The sequence below is a fragment of the Flavobacterium crocinum genome, assembly GCF_003122385.1.
GTDB classification, from domain to species: Bacteria; Bacteroidota; Bacteroidia; order Flavobacteriales; family Flavobacteriaceae; genus Flavobacterium; species Flavobacterium crocinum.
On the sequence record NZ_CP029255.1, the window covers coordinates 565,726 to 582,310 of the forward strand.

General features: G+C 32.5%; 12 protein-coding genes. 9 read left to right on the forward strand and 3 right to left on the reverse strand.

Annotation, left to right across the window (positions count from 1 at the left end; all coding sequences use genetic code 11):
* Nucleotides 1-85 precede the first annotated feature (85 nt).
* The 8 genes from HYN56_RS02765 to HYN56_RS02800 all read left to right on the forward strand — a co-directional run bounded on the left by HYN56_RS02765 (nucleotide 86) and on the right by HYN56_RS02800 (nucleotide 9,845).
* Nucleotides 86-607, forward strand: coding sequence for a TlpA family protein disulfide reductase (locus HYN56_RS02765; RefSeq protein ID WP_146194561.1), 522 nt, complete (start codon nucleotides 86-88; stop codon nucleotides 605-607).
* Entirely contained in the window at nucleotides 604-2,778 is a 2,175-nt protein-coding gene (locus HYN56_RS02770; protein WP_109190779.1) for a peptidase domain-containing ABC transporter, read from the forward strand. Before HYN56_RS02765 ends, HYN56_RS02770 begins: the two co-directional genes overlap by 4 nt.
* 270 nt (nucleotides 2,779-3,048) lie before the next feature.
* The gene (locus tag HYN56_RS02775; protein WP_109190780.1) at nucleotides 3,049-3,492 is read left to right on the forward strand and encodes a DUF1648 domain-containing protein; all 444 of its coding nucleotides are present in this window, start codon (nucleotides 3,049-3,051) and stop codon (nucleotides 3,490-3,492) included.
* A gap of 99 nt (nucleotides 3,493-3,591) precedes the next feature.
* Nucleotides 3,592-3,822: a DUF5808 domain-containing protein gene (locus HYN56_RS02780; protein ID WP_109190781.1), complete on the forward strand. Its 231-nt coding sequence runs from the start codon at nucleotides 3,592-3,594 to the stop codon at nucleotides 3,820-3,822.
* 23 nt (nucleotides 3,823-3,845) lie between these two features.
* Nucleotides 3,846-4,055, forward strand: coding sequence for a hypothetical protein (locus HYN56_RS02785; protein WP_091494764.1), 210 nt, complete (start codon nucleotides 3,846-3,848; stop codon nucleotides 4,053-4,055).
* Between the two features lie 88 nt (nucleotides 4,056-4,143).
* Nucleotides 4,144-7,578: a porin family protein gene (locus tag HYN56_RS02790; protein ID WP_109190782.1), complete on the forward strand. Its 3,435-nt coding sequence runs from the start codon at nucleotides 4,144-4,146 to the stop codon at nucleotides 7,576-7,578.
* A gap of 64 nt (nucleotides 7,579-7,642) precedes the next feature.
* Nucleotides 7,643-8,197, forward strand: a complete 555-nt coding sequence (locus HYN56_RS02795; protein ID WP_109190783.1) for a hypothetical protein — start codon at nucleotides 7,643-7,645, stop codon at nucleotides 8,195-8,197.
* Between the two features lie 565 nt (nucleotides 8,198-8,762).
* Nucleotides 8,763-9,845: a glycosyltransferase gene (locus tag HYN56_RS02800; RefSeq protein ID WP_109190784.1), complete on the forward strand. Its 1,083-nt coding sequence runs from the start codon at nucleotides 8,763-8,765 to the stop codon at nucleotides 9,843-9,845.
* Nucleotides 9,846-9,935: 90 nt separating this feature from the next.
* Here HYN56_RS02800 and HYN56_RS02805 read toward each other — a convergent pair whose 3' ends face one another.
* The 3 genes from HYN56_RS02805 to HYN56_RS02815 all read right to left on the reverse strand — a co-directional run bounded on the left by HYN56_RS02805 (nucleotide 9,936) and on the right by HYN56_RS02815 (nucleotide 13,408).
* Nucleotides 9,936-11,246, reverse strand: coding sequence for a porin (locus tag HYN56_RS02805; RefSeq protein WP_109190785.1), 1,311 nt, complete (start codon nucleotides 11,244-11,246; stop codon nucleotides 9,936-9,938).
* Nucleotides 11,247-11,409: 163 nt separating this feature from the next.
* A complete protein-coding gene (locus HYN56_RS02810) occupies nucleotides 11,410-12,495 on the reverse strand; it encodes a sensor histidine kinase (protein ID WP_109190786.1) in 1,086 nt (361 codons plus the stop codon).
* A gap of 229 nt (nucleotides 12,496-12,724) precedes the next feature.
* Nucleotides 12,725-13,408 carry a response regulator transcription factor gene (locus HYN56_RS02815; RefSeq protein ID WP_008465097.1) on the reverse strand — a complete coding sequence of 228 codons (684 nt, stop codon included), beginning with the start codon at nucleotides 13,406-13,408 and terminating at the stop codon, nucleotides 12,725-12,727.
* Between the two features lie 234 nt (nucleotides 13,409-13,642).
* Between HYN56_RS02815 and HYN56_RS02820 the strand changes: the two genes are divergently transcribed.
* Complete coding sequence (locus HYN56_RS02820; RefSeq protein WP_109190787.1) at nucleotides 13,643-16,417, forward strand: TonB-dependent receptor; 2,775 nt, start codon at nucleotides 13,643-13,645, stop codon at nucleotides 16,415-16,417.
* Nucleotides 16,418-16,585 lie beyond the last annotated feature (168 nt).

Here is a 16,585-nt window from a genome sequence, read left to right on the forward strand (position 1 = left end):
ATCAAGATTGGAAACAGACTTTGCTTGGAATTTTTTCAATGCTCTGTTTTGTAATATCGATCCTTCTAAACAGAAAAAAACAATAATGAACAGACATTTAAAGACTATTTTATTGGTTCTATTTATTGGCATTATATCTTTTTTGAGTTATCAGATCATTAATAAAGTAAGTCATAAAAAAGAAGTAGCGCAAAAAATAAAAACAATTCCTCTATTTTCTTATCAAGATATAAATGGAAAAACTTTTACTAATGAAAATTTAAAAAAAGCAACCCCAATTATCTTTATTTACTTTAATACTGAATGTGAATATTGCAATGAAGAAGCAAGCATGATTCAGAAAAACATGCCAAAATTCAAAGATTATCAACTCATTTTTATTTCATTTGAAAAACGAGAACAAATCGAAAGTTTTTCTAAGTATTATAAACTTAATCTTTATAACAATGTTCATTTTCTTCAGGATAGCAAAGTTACTTTTGCAACGACTTTTGATGTCAATTCATTGCCTTGTATAGTGCTGTATGATAAAAACCAAAAATTAACTGAAAAAATACGAGGGCAGATCAAGCCTGTAATCCTGATTAAAAAATTGAATATTCAATGAAATTGTTAAGTCTAAAGCAGATCGCAAAAACACATACTTTACAACTTGATCAATCAGATTGCGGTGTTGCTTGTTTACTATCTATTATAAAACTATATAATGGCAATAATTCTATAGAGAAAATCAGGGAATTAAGTGGCACCACAAAAGAGGGAACAACTATGTTGGGGTTATATCAGGCAGCTAATCAATTGGGGTTTACTGCTGATGGATGCGAAGCTGATATTCAGGCACTGATCGATCACAAACAACCTGTTATTTTACATGTATTAATGGAAAATCAGTTGCAGCATTACATTGTTTGTTATCAATATAGTGAAAAAGAAGGTTTCTTAATTGGCAATCCGGCAAAAGGAATTTATACTTTAAGTATTTCTGAATTAGAAAAAATATGGATTTCTAAAACCTGTTTGACACTTGAGCCAAATGATAATTTTGTCACTCAAAAAGCGCAGCAAGACAGTCAAAAGAAATGGTTTTTAGATTTACTTCGAGAAGGTCACAAATTAATCTGGATTTCTGTTTTACTTGGATTTTTTGTGGCAGGGTTAGGATTGACAATGGCATTGTTTTCTCAAAAATTGATTGATGATATATTACCATCAAACAACATCAACAAATTAATTTCAGGAATTATTCTACTGACTATTTTACTTTCTGCCCGCGTCGGAATATCTGTCTTAAGACAATATTTTATGCTTCAACAATCAAAAGATTTTAATAACCGGATCAATAATTCGTTTTTCTCGGCGTTATTACAATTACCAAAAGCTTTTTTTGACACTCGAAAAACAGGAGAGCTTGTTGCCAGATTAAATGATACGCAACGCGTACAAAATGTTATTAAAATGCTTACCAGCACCTTGATAATAGATGTTTTGGTCGCTATAATTTCGACTGTTTTCTTATTTTCTTATTCATGGAGACTGGGATTAATTTGTATTTTTAGTCTACCATTGTATTTTTTCATAATTTATCGTAGCAATAAAAAAATCTTGCTTTCTCAAAAAGAAGTCATGCAAAGTTCTGCTATTACCGAAAGTAATTTTATAAATACAATTCAAGGCATTTCGACTATAAAAAATGACAATAAACAAAATATTTTCAATGAGTTAAATAAGCATCTTTTCGCCAATTATCAGAACAAAATATTTAATCTCGGGAAAATCAACATCACTTTATCCTGGCAATCAGGCTTAACAAGTGTTCTCTTTGTTATAGGCATTTTAATTTATACTTCTTTACAAGTATTTAATCATCAAATTAAAATTGGTGAATTAATGGCTATTTTAGGAATTGTTGGTTCGTTACTTCCTTCAATAGCAAATTTGGCTTTAATTTCGATTCCAATAAACGAAGCTAAAATAGCTTTTAACCGAATGTATGAATTTGCATCGATAGAAAAAGAAAACAAAAAAGGTCAAGAACTTTTAGAGATTAATAAAATCTCTATTCAAAATCTTTCTTTTCGGTTTGCTGGTCGCAGTGAACTTTTTCATGGCATTAATTTAGAAATCGAAAAAGGGAAATTTACTGCTATTGTTGGCGAAAGCGGAAGTGGCAAAAGTACTCTGGGACAAATATTACAACGTTTTTATAATTTTGAAAACGGTAGCATAATTGTAAATAACACTCATGAACTTCAAGAAATAGGACTTGAAGGTTATAGAGATTTATTAGGTGTAATTCCACAAGAAATTACTATTTTTAACGGAACTGTAATTGACAACATATTACTTGGAGCAATTGATACTCCAGAAAACATAGTAACCTTTATTAATGAATATGGCTTCAAATTCTACTTTGACCAATTGCCACAAGGCTTAATGACCATAGTTGGAGAAGAAGGTATCAATTTAAGCGGCGGACAAAAACAGCTTATTGCATTGGCAAGAGCTTTATATAAAAGACCCCAATTTTTAATTTTGGATGAAGCTACTGCAGCGATGGATCGGAAAACTGAGAATTTCACTATTCAGCTACTCCAAAAAATAAAACGAGACTGTGCTGTTTTATTCATTTCGCATCGCTTACATAAATTAAGAAATATTGCTGATACGATTTATATATTGGAAAATAAAACTATAACAGAATTTGGAAATCATGAAGAATTAATGAAAACAGACAATTTTTATAGTGAATATTGGAAAGAAAACAATTACAAAGATTAAACCATGAAACAAAATCATACTAAAACATACATAGCAATCAATTACATTTTGCTTCCCTTGTATGCATTAATAATGTTTCGAATCATGTTTTTTGAAGATAGCGATTCTTTCATTGAAAAAATAATAGCCAATAAAAGCAATCCTTTGTGCCGAAATCATATTTCATCTTTTTATAATAATTTATCACGGTATATTTTCGTTTTTCTTTTCAATCTGTGCTGCTCTGATCTTGTTTCTCTATCCAACACATCAATCTGTAAATTTTAAATTATGGTTTCTAAAAAAATAAGAGTACTTTATCTAATTGCTCTGTCAATATTTTCAATCTATATTCTTTTACTTTTCAGTAATTATTCAGAGATTCCTGAAACTGTTGCATCTCATATAGATATAACGGGAAAAGTGGATGGTTATAGCCATAAGAATGCATTGTGGATTTCTTCTATAGTTAATCTGTTTATACTTGTTGTTCTAGGACTTCTAATAAAAAACCCAAAATATGCCAATTACCCAGTGGAGCTTACAGATGAGAATAGAGAAAATGTATATAAAAAAATGCAGTTATTTTTAGCTGCAATTGCAATTATTACCACATTGTTTTTTTCTTATATGATATTTAAGGCTATTGGTTTAGAAAAGAATTATATATATTTGATTATATATGTAATAGCAGTACCCATATTTACAATTATTTATTTTGGAAGAAGCAAATAATCTGATAACAATAAGATATGATTGAATGTTTATGTGGAGTTTTTCCTAGGGTCTCAACGAGGATAGAAAATCATGCACTGATTTTGTATAATAAATAAAATGAACCACAACCAAGAACCATCTGAAGAAGAGCAAAACAATTGGAGCCACGATCCTGACAATTGGATTTGGGGACTTTTCTATTATAATCCAAAGGACAAAAGAATGTTTCCACCGAAGAGAATAAAAGAAATGGGATTGACCATAAATTTTGCCAATCCCAATTCGGTTTTTCTTTGTGTCATTATGATTCTCATTTTAATGATTTTGTGTGAAAGTGTAAAAAGATAAATTATACTATTAATTACAATTATATGGTAGCTAGAAAAAAATTCGTAATTATTTTTTTAATTCTTGTTCTATTATTCATTGGCTTTGATTTAGCTCCTTTGCTTCAAAAGGAAAGTTTAAAAGAAATTTCATTTTCAGATTTTAGATTATCCATTGGACCATTTTTATCCGGTATTGCTGTTTTTATGAGTTACAGAGCAGGAATCAAAAAAGATAGAAACCTCACTGAATAAACTATTCCTTCATGTCAAGAACACAAAATAACGTTTCCAGTTTTCCCAATTATAAATACTACTTTTGACTTTTCAGAGTTAAGGTATTATGTTGAAAAAATTATTGTTTTTGACGGTTTTCATTTGGTTTTCTGCGGTTCAGGCTCAGGAAACTGAATCGTTATACAAAACCAAAAAAATAATAAGTACAAAAGACACGATTCGGATTGAAAATGTCAGCATTAATTCCGGTTTCTTTCAGCTTTTAAATACTAAAAAAGAACCTATAGATTCTTCTTTCTATAAAATTGATTTCCAAAAAGGCTTTTTACTTTTAAAGGAAAACTTTCCCTCAGCTTCCGACACTTTAATTGTCAATTACCTCAAATATCCGGATTTCTTAACCAAAGAATACAGCCTTTATAAATCGGAACAAATTGTAAACAGCGATGTGGGAACCGAGAAATTATACCGAATTGATAATAATGCCAACACAAAAAAAGTAACCCCTTTTGACGGATTAAATACTTCCGGAAGTATTACTCGAGGAATCACTATCGGGAATAATCAGAGTACAGTTCTAAATTCTAATCTGGATTTACAGATTACAGGAAAAATTTCAGATAAAGTGAGTCTGCGTGCTTCGCTTCAGGATAATAATATTCCGTTGCAGGATGGCGGTTATTCTCAAAAGCTCGATCAGTTTGATAATATTTTCATGGAGCTTTTTAGTGATGATTGGAACATTCGCGCCGGCGATGTGTTTTTAGAAAATAGAAAAACTCAATTTTTAAGTTTCAATAAAAAGGTACAAGGGCTATCGGCAAGTTTTGATTTTGATACCGAAAAAAGCAAAACCAATGTTTTTGCTTCGGTAGCTTTTGTAAAAGGTCAATATGCTAAAAGCACTTTTACAGGTCAGGAAGGCAATCAGGGTCCGTACAAATTAAAAGGTCAAAATGGTGAATTGTACGTTCTCGTAATTTCAGGTTCTGAACGTGTTTACGTAAACGGCGTTTTATTAAAACGCGGTGAAAACAACGATTATGTTATCGATTATAATGCCGGGGAAATTGTCTTTACTTCGCTTTTCACGATTACTTCAGAAATGAGGATTAATGTCGAGTATCAATATTCTGAACGAAATTACAATCGTCTCGTAACCTACGCAGGAGCAACACACGAAAATAAAAAATGGAGTTTTGGCGGTTATTTGTATTCTGAAAATGATTTAAAAAATCAGCCTCTACAACAGAATCTTTCACCGGAACAAGTTCAGATTTTAAGTGAAGCCGGTGACGATATCAATCTAATGAAAGCGCCTTCTGCTTACGAAGATAAATATGCCGACAATAAAATCTTGTATAAAAAAATACTTATCAATTCGTTTGAAGTTTACGAATATTCCAATAATCCGCAAGATGTTTTATACAATGTACGATTTAGTCAGGTTGGAGCCAATGCGGGAAATTATATCATTCAAAACAATAATTCGGTTGAACGTATTTATCAATATGTTGAGCCTGTAAACGGAGTTCTTCAGGGCAATTACGAACCAATTGTACAGCTTGTTGCTCCAATGAAACTTCAGGTTGCGACTTTCTTAGGAAAATATAATCCGAACGAGAAAACTTTGGTCGATTTTGAATTGGCTGTAAGCAATAACGATCAGAATTTATTTTCTGATATTGACGATTCTAATAATGAAGGTGTCGCTTTTAAAACCAATCTGAAAAAACGTCTTTTTTCCCGAAGCTGGAGTTTAGATGCTTTTGCCAATTACCAATATGTACAACAAAATTTCAAGTCCATTGAACGTTTATACAATATAGAATTTAACCGTGACTGGAACTTAACCGGAACACTTTTGGGCAATCAGAGTCTTTTGGTTACGGGTTTTAATTTTAATTTATTTTCTAAAAAGAAAACTTCAAACATTGGTTTAATTACTTATCAATTTGAGAAGTTAGATTTCAGCGAAAGTTATACGGGTTCCAGACATACAACTTCGGCTTTATTCAAAATAAAAAAATGGACAATTGAGAATAACGGAAGCTTTTTGAATTCTGATGCAACGGCTTCAACTTCAAAATTTATCAGAAACCAAACCAGAACAAAATATCATTTTGGTAAAAACTGGATTGGAGGAACTATGCAGCTTGAAGATAATCAGGAGAAAGACAAAATAACGAATCAGTTTTCAACGTTAAGCCAGCGTTTTTCAGAATATGGCGTTTTTACGGGACGAGGTGACAGTACAAAAGTCTTTGTTGAAGTTGGTTTTCTACAAAGACGAAATGATAGTTTACAAAACGGATTATTACAGCATGTCAATAATTCGCAAACCTATTATTTAAAGTCTAAATTAATTCAGAACAAAACAACCGATTTGGCAGTTTATGCGAGTTATCGAAATTTGGATTTCACAGATCAATCCAGACAAAATGAACCATCTTTAAATTCAAGAGTTTTATACAATGATCGATTCTTTAATCAGTTAATGCAGATTGGAACTACTTATGAAACCAGTTCAGGAACCATTGCTCAACAAGAATTCACTTATGTCGAAGTTCCGACAGGACAAGGTGTTTACACCTGGAATGATTATAATGGAAACGGAATTCAGGAATTACAGGAATTTGAAATTGCCGTTTTTCAGGATCAGGCCAAATATGTGAGAATCTTTTTGCCGAATCAGATTTACATCAAAACTAATCAGAACAAGTTTTCACAGTCTTTAACTTTGAATCCTTTGCAATGGCAGAATGAAAAAGGTTTCAAAAAATTGTTGTCTTATTTCTACAATCAGACTTCTTTTATAATGGATAGAAAAGTAAAAAGCGAAGGTGAAAAACTGGAACTGAATCCGTTTAATTCTTCTAAAGAAAATATTTTAGGCTTGAATTCAAGTTTCAGAAACAGCTTATTTTACAATCGCGGACGTCAGAAACATTCGGTCACCTATTCTTATTTAGTCAATAAAGGAAAAAGTTTGCTTTCTATTGGCTCACAAAATGTCCGTAATTATTCGCATCAACTTCAATACACGCATTTGTATCAGAAAAGCTGGTTATTTAATTTCTTTACCAAAACCATTAAAACCGATTTAGTTTCGGAAGATTTTGAAGAGAAAAACTATGATATCAATGGCTGGCAATTGGCGCCAAAAATCAGTTACTTGTTTTCTAAGAATACAAAACTGGATTTCTTTTATGAACTTCAGAACAAGAAAAATCAAATAGGCAATTTTGAAACTTTAAAACAAAACCGAATTGGAACTTCGTTTTCTTATGCCGGAGAAAAGAAAGTAACAGTAAATGGAGAGTTTTCTTTTTATGAAAATAAATTTAACGGAAATGAATTTTCTTCTGTAGGTTTTCAAATGCTGGAAGGACTTCAGGCAGGATCAAATCTGGTTTGGAAATTACTTTTGCAAAAGAACATTACATCCTTTTTAGATGTTAATTTAAATTATCTCGGACGTAAAAGCGAAACCGGAAATACAATTCATACCGGCAACATTCAGCTTCGTGCATATTTTTAATGCGCTCCGAAAAAGATGACAAAAAATTGTTTAACTTTAATTGAAAATTTAAACATATAACCTCATGAAAAAATTAGTATTAACCTGTTTATTAGCTATTTTCTCAGCTAATTTCTACGCCCAGGAAACAACTACAAAAGCGGCAAAAACTAAAACAGAAGCTTCGGCAAAAAAAGCAAAAGCAAGTGCAGACAAAGCTTCGGCTGACGCCAAAAAAGAAGCCACAAAATCTAAAAAAGCAGCAGATGATGCCAAAGCAGCAACATCTAAAGCAAAGAAAGAATCTGCTGATGCAGCAAAAAAAACTGCCGATAAAGAAGCAGCAAAAGCAAAAGCCGATGCAAAAAAAGCAACTGCTACGTCTGACAAAGCTAAAAGTACAGCAGACAAAGCTAAAGCCGATGCTAAAAAAACAACGACAAAAGCTGATAACGCAAAGAAAGATGCTACAGCTGCCAAAAAATCTGCCACAAAAACTTTAAAAGAAACAAACGAAAAAGCACCGTCTGTTCCGGATAAAGTTACCGGTGAATACAACGGTAAAAAAGTATACACTGGCCCAAGAGGCGGTAAATATTACATTAACAAAAATGGTAATAAAACGTATATTCAGGATTAATTTTTAAGATGCTGAGATACTAAGATGCTAAGGTTCTAAGATAATTAGCTGCTAAGCTTTGCTTACATTACAAATTTAAAAGGAGCATTCAAACAGCTCCTTTTTTGTATGCTTCGGAGAAGCATAATATTTATAGAAACAATATTAGGTTTACAATATAAAGCTCCAGCGGAGCGACATATTTTTTTCACAATTTAAATATATCGCTCCGCTGGAGCTTTTTTTATTTGTCTTATTCCAATTCTATAAATATTTTACCCCGCTGGGGCTATTATTGGTTAGAAGAGTTATAAATCCCTCACTTGACAGAAGGAATTATCCTTTTTTTAGAAAGCTTCTTTTCTTATTTTGCAACTAAACCTACAAATTTCCTTATTAAGGTCATTTCAAAAAATGGAAAATTACTTAACATAGAGATAATCTTATTTGGAGAAATGAAAATATTTTTAAAACACCCCTATAAATTCCTAGTATTTATGGGAATATAGAGTTAATAATTTAGTAATACCCTCGAAATAACATCCAAAACATATTTCTTTATCTTCGTTTTTAAAAAGCATTAAAAATGAGCATTGATTATTCTGCGAATAAAACTATTTTAGTCGCTCCATTAAATTGGGGTCTTGGCCATGCAACTCGTTGTATTCCTATTATAAAGGCGCTTCAGGAGAATAATTACATTCCGATTATTGCCTCAGATGGGGTTGCGCTGGCTTTATTGCGAAAAGAATTTCCTTATATACAGACTTTAGAACTTCCTTCTTATCATATCGAATATGCAAAGAATGGAAAAAACTTTAAATGGAAGCTGATAAAAAACCTTCCTAAAATGATTACCGCCATTTTGGATGAGAAAAAAATGGTCAATACCTGGATTAAAAAACATGGAATTGATGGTATCATATCTGATAACAGATTGGGGGTTTTCAGTAAAAAAGTCCCATCCGTTTTTATGACGCATCAGTTAAATGTGATGACAGGAAATACGACTTGGTTTACGAGTATATGCCATCAAAAAATTATAAAAAAATATACCGAATGCTGGGTTCCTGATACCAATGACGAAGTAAATCTTACGGGAGATTTAGGGCATGTTAAATCTGAAGAACTGAATTTAAAATATATTGGTCCGCTAAGCCGAATGCGAAAAAAAGACACTCCAAAAATATATGATCTGATGATTATATTATCAGGACCGGAACCGCAGCGTACTTTCTTAGATGAAAAACTACAGAAAGAAGCGGCTAAATTTCCCGGAAAAGTAGTTTTTGTGCAAGGCATTGTAGATAAATCTCAGGAAAAATGGCAGGCTGGAAATGTTACCTATTATAATTTCATGAATTCAAAACAGCTGGAACAGACTTTTAACGAAAGTGAATTTGTTCTTTGTCGTTCTGGTTATACCACTGTTATGGATTTGGCTAAATTGGGCAAAAAAGCTTTTTTTATTCCTACTCCGGGACAATACGAACAGGAATATCTGGCGGTAAAACTTCAGGAAGAAAATCTCGTACCTTATGCAATGCAAGATGACTTTACTATTGAAGATCTATCAAAAGTAAAGGCTTTTAAAGGCTTGTCTCAGTTTGAAAATAATATCGACTGGGATTCGTTATTTGCTGTTTTCGAAAATAATTCTCAAGCATAAAAAAATCCGTTTAATCTGTGCCAAAAATTGGAACACGGATTAAACGGATTTGCTTTCGCAAAAACGCGGATTAATGCAGATTTTCTTCTTTTAGAAGTTAAACTGCGCTTGTAATCTTAGCACATTTCCTTGTTGTCTGTTTATTGGGAGTGCACTGTCTTCAAAAGTTCTGTCTGCCACCACATATTCTGCAGTCAGCTCAAACGCTTTGATTGGCTGCCATTCGATACCAAATTCATAATCTCTTACAACATAACTTCTGGCATCTTTCTCATATTTTTTACCTCCATCATAATATTGAAATTTAGCGAAAGGATAAATACGTTGTTTTTTAATATCCCATTTATAGTTTAATAAAACATAACCACCATTTAAATCCGTTTCATCAACTGTATTGGTTACGGTATTATATCTTGGTCCTTTTCCAATATTATATTCTGTCTGAATTCCGAAAGGTCTTGGATATAAAACAAATGTTGCTCCTACTCTCTGGTCTTTTACATATTGCGGATCGTTTACCGTAACACCTGATGAAATTTCTCCGGTAAAAGCCCATTTTCCTGTATAAGCCTGGATTCCCGGTTCGATAATCTGGCTTCCAATTACGAATGGATAGGTAACTCTAGTGACTACATTCAGATCTCGGTTTCCGTCCAGTTTATTAGCAATTTGCCCGTTGTAAACTCCAAAAGCAAAAACTCCAAAATCACCCGAACCTTTGTAACCGTCTTTTACCAGCATTTCAAAACGTTTTCTTATTTCGGCTGGAGCCCAATAAAAGAAAATTCCCAAATCACGTTCGTTTAATATGGAACTGTTTATCGCATCGGCACGGTCCATAGTTAAACGCTGCGAGCTGGATTGCATATTTTCGAATCCGTATGGAATTTTACTTTGCCCAACACGAACACGATATTCTCGTAGCTTATCAAAAGAAAGATCAAAATACAAATCACGAATCTGAACAAAGTTCTGAATTCCTGTACTTGGTGAACTGGCAAAATCAGGCTGGAAGTAGAAAAATACATTTGGATGAACTTGTCCTGAAAATACTAAACGTGCACGACGAATAAAAAGTCCGTTGTTTGCTTTGGCATCCGGAGCTGTAGAAGTTGTTCCCCAGGATTTATCACATTGTTCGCAGGAAACTTTATCATTTGTAGAAAAAAGACCGTTGTATCGAATTTGTGCATAACCTCTTAAAGAGATTCTGTCGTACCAGTGTTCTTCAATTCCTCCTCCGGATTCAGTGTCCCGGAGTTTGGCTTTGTTGATAGAATCTAAAATACGCATTACTTCGTTTTTTACATCCTGTTTATTTAATTCTTGTTTATTTGATTCCTGCGCATTAACAGCGAAGGTTAACAGTAATAAAACTGCTAATAAGTTTCTTTTTATCATTAGTTCTGTAATTCCCTTAATTTCAGGATGCAAAGATGGAGCACCTATGTTAAGAAATCATTAACCAGATGTTACTATAATAAAAATTTAATGTTACCGACTAAATCGATATGTTTATTTATTGTTAAAACCCTTTGTTTTAGGGCTTTCAGCAAAAATGAACTTACGATTTTTTAACGTCAGCTTTTGGGTTTTTGAATGCTTTTTCGAGCGTAAAAGAGAATTCTGAGCCAATTCCGAACTCACTTTCTACATAAACCTTCTCTTTGTGCGCTTCAATAATGTGCTTTACGATCGCCAAACCTAAACCGGAACCTCCTTCAGAACGCGTTCCGCTTTTGTCAACGCGATAGAAACGTTCAAAAAGTCTTGGAATGTTTTGTTTTTCAACACCTTCTCCGTTATCACTAATACGAATTAAGACTTTTTTCTTCGTTAAGTTCACAACGCCAACTTCCGTCAAACCGCCTTCTTTTCCATATTTAATAGAATTGACAATCAGATTTTCTAAAACCTGCTGGATTCTGTCTTTATCACCGCGAATAATAACAGATTGTACATTCTTGCTTTCAAAAGCCAGTTTGATTTTCTTTTTATCAGCTTTCATCTCCAACAAATCGAAAACATTCTGGATTAATTCTACAATATCAAAATCGGTCATATTTAAGTTTAAATCACCAGATTCCAATTTGGTAATCATATCTAAATCTTCGACGATATAGATCAAACGCTCTACTCCTTTTTCGGCGCGTTTTAAATATTTTTTTCTGATATTTTTATCGTCCATTGCACCATCAAGCAAAGTCGAAACATAACCTTGAACAGTAAATAAAGGCGTTTTCAATTCGTGCGAAACATTTCCTAAAAACTCTCTTCTGTATTGTTCACGAATTTCAAGCATTTCAATTTCAAGCTTTTTATCGGTTGCAAACTTTTTCACTTCGCGCGAAAGCGTCTCCATATCCGTATTAATTGGCTGATTGATCAAAGTGGTAGATTCTAATAACGAAACCTCATCGTAGATTTTCTTTACTCTTCTATAAATAAAACGCTCAACACGATATTGTAAAACCAAAAATGAGAAAATATAGATGACAATAATGAAAATTATTCCAAATGCAACCTGATGCTGTAACTGATTTTTATAAAATAAAGACATTAACATCAGTACAAAAGCAGTAGTAAAGAGACTTATATATAATGCCGATTTTATGGCAAACTTGTATGTTTTTTTAAAATTAATTTTCATTGAAAAATTGAACCATTAAGATATTAAGAAAATTAAGTTTTGTTTTTAGCTGTTTTTTTTTTGAGTAAATCAAAAACCATATAAGAAAATGAAGATTATAGAACTTCAATTCTTATATGGTTTAAATGTATTGAATATTTTTCAAAGAATTTGAATGGATTTAAATCTTTACCAAAATCCCAAAGAGTGTTAGCAACTTAGCACTTCAGAATCTTAGCGTCTTAAAAACTTAAACTTCAAATTTATAACCAACTCCTTTTATGGTTTTAAAAAGATCTTCCCCTATTTTCTCACGCAGTTTTCTAATGTGAACATCGATTGTTCTTCCTCCAACCACTACTTCGTTACCCCAAACTTTATCCAGAATTTCGTCTCTTTTGAAAACTTTTCCCGGTTTTGAAGCCAATAGATAAAATAATTCGAATTCTTTTCTTGGTAAAGCAATTTCTACATTGCCTTTTATGATTTTGTACTCTTCACGGTTAATCTCGATTCCGCCTACATTTAATGTGTCTGTAACGACTTCTTGTTCTTTTAACCTTCTTAACAACGCCTTTACTTTAGAGACCAATAATTTTGGTTTAATTGGCTTTGTAATATAGTCATCAGCACCAGCATCAAAACCAGCTACTTGAGAATAATCTTCACTTCTTGCCGTAAGGAATGTTATGATAACATTATTTAGTTCAGGAATTTTTCTGATGTGCTCGCATGCCTCCATTCCGTCCATTTCTGCCATCATCACGTCCATAATAATTAATTCCGGCAATTCTTTCTGAGCTTTAGCTATAGCATCTTTTCCATTAGAAGCAGTAACAATTTGATAGCCTTCCTGAGCAAGGTTATAGCCAACGATTTCTAAGATATCTGGTTCGTCGTCAACTAATAAAATCTTAGTTTGTGTTTTTTTCATAAATAGCAAAAATTGAGATTTTTACATCAAATCTTTTTAATTATTTATCCGATGTTTTTTATTTCACGGGGTAAATATACTAACAAAAGAACCTTTAAAAATTGGTGTTAACGGTAATTTAATCTGGTAACAATTTGATAATCTTTAGCACACAAAAACATAACAAGTTGATAACATCGACTTCACGGTGCGGTTCTTTCTTTGCACCAAAATAAATTAACACAACACTGAACAATGAAATTCAATTTAAGATTTCTATTTATCGCATTATTTATCTGCACGATTTCGATCGCGCAAAACAAAGGTACGATTTCTGGAGTTCTAACCGACAAGGATATGAACAATGATCCGTTACCATTTGCTAATGTTTTAATTAAAGGTACAAATATTAGCGTAAATACCGACGTTGACGGAAAATATTCTTTGAGCGTAAATCCAGGGAATTATACTCTTGTATTTAGTTTTTTAGGATACGAATCTGTAGAAACTCCAGTTGCTGTTAAAGGAAGCGAAACTGTAGTGGTAAATCAGGCTCTTTCTTCTGGAAGTTATACACTTAAAGATGTAGTGATACAGGCTGCACCGGTAAACAAGCAAAAAGAATCAGCATTATTATTAGATCAAAAAAACGCAGTTTCTTTTAAAGCTGCTATTGGTGCCGAAGAAATTTCAAGAAAAGGAGTTAACGATGTTGCAAATGCTGTAGCAAAAGTTAGTGGTGTTTCTAAACAAGATGATTCCGGAAATGTTTTCGTAAGAGGTTTAGGTGACCGTTATAATGTTACTACTTTAAATGGTCTTCCGTTACCATCAAATACTCCGGCTAATAAAAACATTCTTTTGGATATTTTTTCTACTAACATTGTAGACAATATTGGAATTAGTAAAACTTTTGAGGCTCAAAATTATGCCGATTTTGGTGGTGCAAATATTGACATCAGCGCAAAAAAATTCAGCGGAAAACCTTTTATTTCTTTCTCTATTGGAACAGGTGCCAATACAAATGTTTTAGCGCAAGATAATTTTTACCTACAAGACGGACCTACTTATATGGGATTTAAAAAAGTTGGAGTTCCAAGTAATCCTCTTCAACCATATAGCTATTCTACAAGCTGGGACAGACAATCAAGTAAAAACACATTAAATGCTTTTTATACGCTATCCGGAGGAAAGAAATTTAATATCAATGACGAAAGTTCGATTGGTACATTTATCACAGGATCTTTCAGCGCTAGAAACAAATTTACTGAAGGTTACAGCAGAGGAGGAATCACTTCTGACGGAGATATCTTTTCTGACTTTTACAGAACAGCTTACAAACACAGTACTACAACAACTGTTATGGGTACAGCTGATTACAAAATCAACAACAAAAACTCAATCTTCTTTACTTCTTTATTCTTAAATTCAAGTGATCAGGATTATAGTGAGTACGAAGGTACCAACCAAAATTTTGACGGTGGTGGAGACGCTATGCAGCAAATTACAGGTTTTATTAAACGTGGAACTTTTGAAAGAACGCAATTAATTGTAAACCAATTAACAGGAAAAAACAAGTTCAACGATCAGTGGAATTTAAACTGGGGTGTAGGATACAGTATGTCTAACAGCGCAATTCCGGATCGTATGCAAAACTCTTTTGTATATGCTCCTAATGGTATTGACTATACGTTTTTTACCAATTCAAACATCAACAATCACCGATTTTTTCAGGACTTAAAAGAAAATGAGATTGCTGCAAATATTGCTCTTTCTTATAATTTCAAAAAAGGAAGTGATGATACTTACAAAGGAAAATTAACTGTTGGGTATTCCGGAAAATTCAAAGATGTAGATTACGACATGGAACAATATTCATTCTTCCCTGACAGAACTACAATCTCATTCCCGAAAGAAGACATACATCATGTAGACAACTATTTAGATCCTGCTCATTGGGGTTCATCTTACTCTAACAGAATCCACCAATTGTATACTGGTAATTTAGATATTAATGCTGCATTCCTAAATGTTCAATATGCTTTAACTGAAAGACTGAGTGTAATATTAGGTGCGAGATTAGAACAAGTAACTCAGAATGTTTTCTATATCACGACAACAGTTCCCGGAGGCGATAATTCTAATGATTCAAAGTTCAACATTTTACCAAGCTTAATTTCAAAATATACCCTGAACGACAAACAGAATTTGAAATTCTCAGCTAGTAAAACCTATACACTTCCTCAGTTTAAAGAAAAAGTGCCAATTATTTACGAAGATGTTGCACAAGCATACGAAGGAAACCCGAATTTATATGCTTCAACAAATTATAACTTCGATTTAGGATGGGAATTTTTCCCTAAAGCAGGAGAGTTAATTTCTGTAACTGCATTTGGAAAAATTATCCAAAATCCAATCAACGAAATGTTCCTTAACTCTTCTTCTAACGATATCTCTTATGCAAATACTGGTGATAAAGGAACAGTAGCAGGAGTTGAAGTAGAATTTAGAAAAGATCTTTTTGAGATTGAAAAAAATGATAATCTAAAAACAAAACTTTCTTTTGATGCAAACGGATCTTATTTATATACAAACCAGGATTTAAGTAACGATAAAGTAAATAATGAAAATGATTTTGGAGCAAACTTTACATTTACAGAAAGTAAATTAACAGGAGCTTCTAATTTCCTTGCAAATGCGAACTTATCTTTCTTAAATGAATTCTCAGAAAATAAAGATATTTCAGCAACAGTATCTTACTCTTATTTTTCAGACAAACTTGCCGTAATCGGAACTTCAAGAGTTGGAAACATGGTTGATAAAGCAGTAAACAAATTAGACTTTATCGTTAATACAAGTTTGACTAAAAGCTTAAAGCTGGGACTTATTTATAACAACATCCTGAACCCAACTTTCAAGCGTGTACAAGAACAAGGAAAAGTACCAGGAAAAGAATCTGTTGGTGACATCACAGTTACATCATACAAAGCAGGTTCAGATCTTAGACTTACTTTAAACTATACTTTCTAAAATAAAGATTTTCAATAAATTACAAAAGGTGATTAGTTCAAACTAGTCACCTTTTTTTTATCCAAAAAGGCAATGTAAATTTTACATTAAGACAATGCATTTTTGTCTCGATATACTTAATAGATTGTTAATATCGTCTTAACTCAGCAAAAACATACGTTTGTTTAC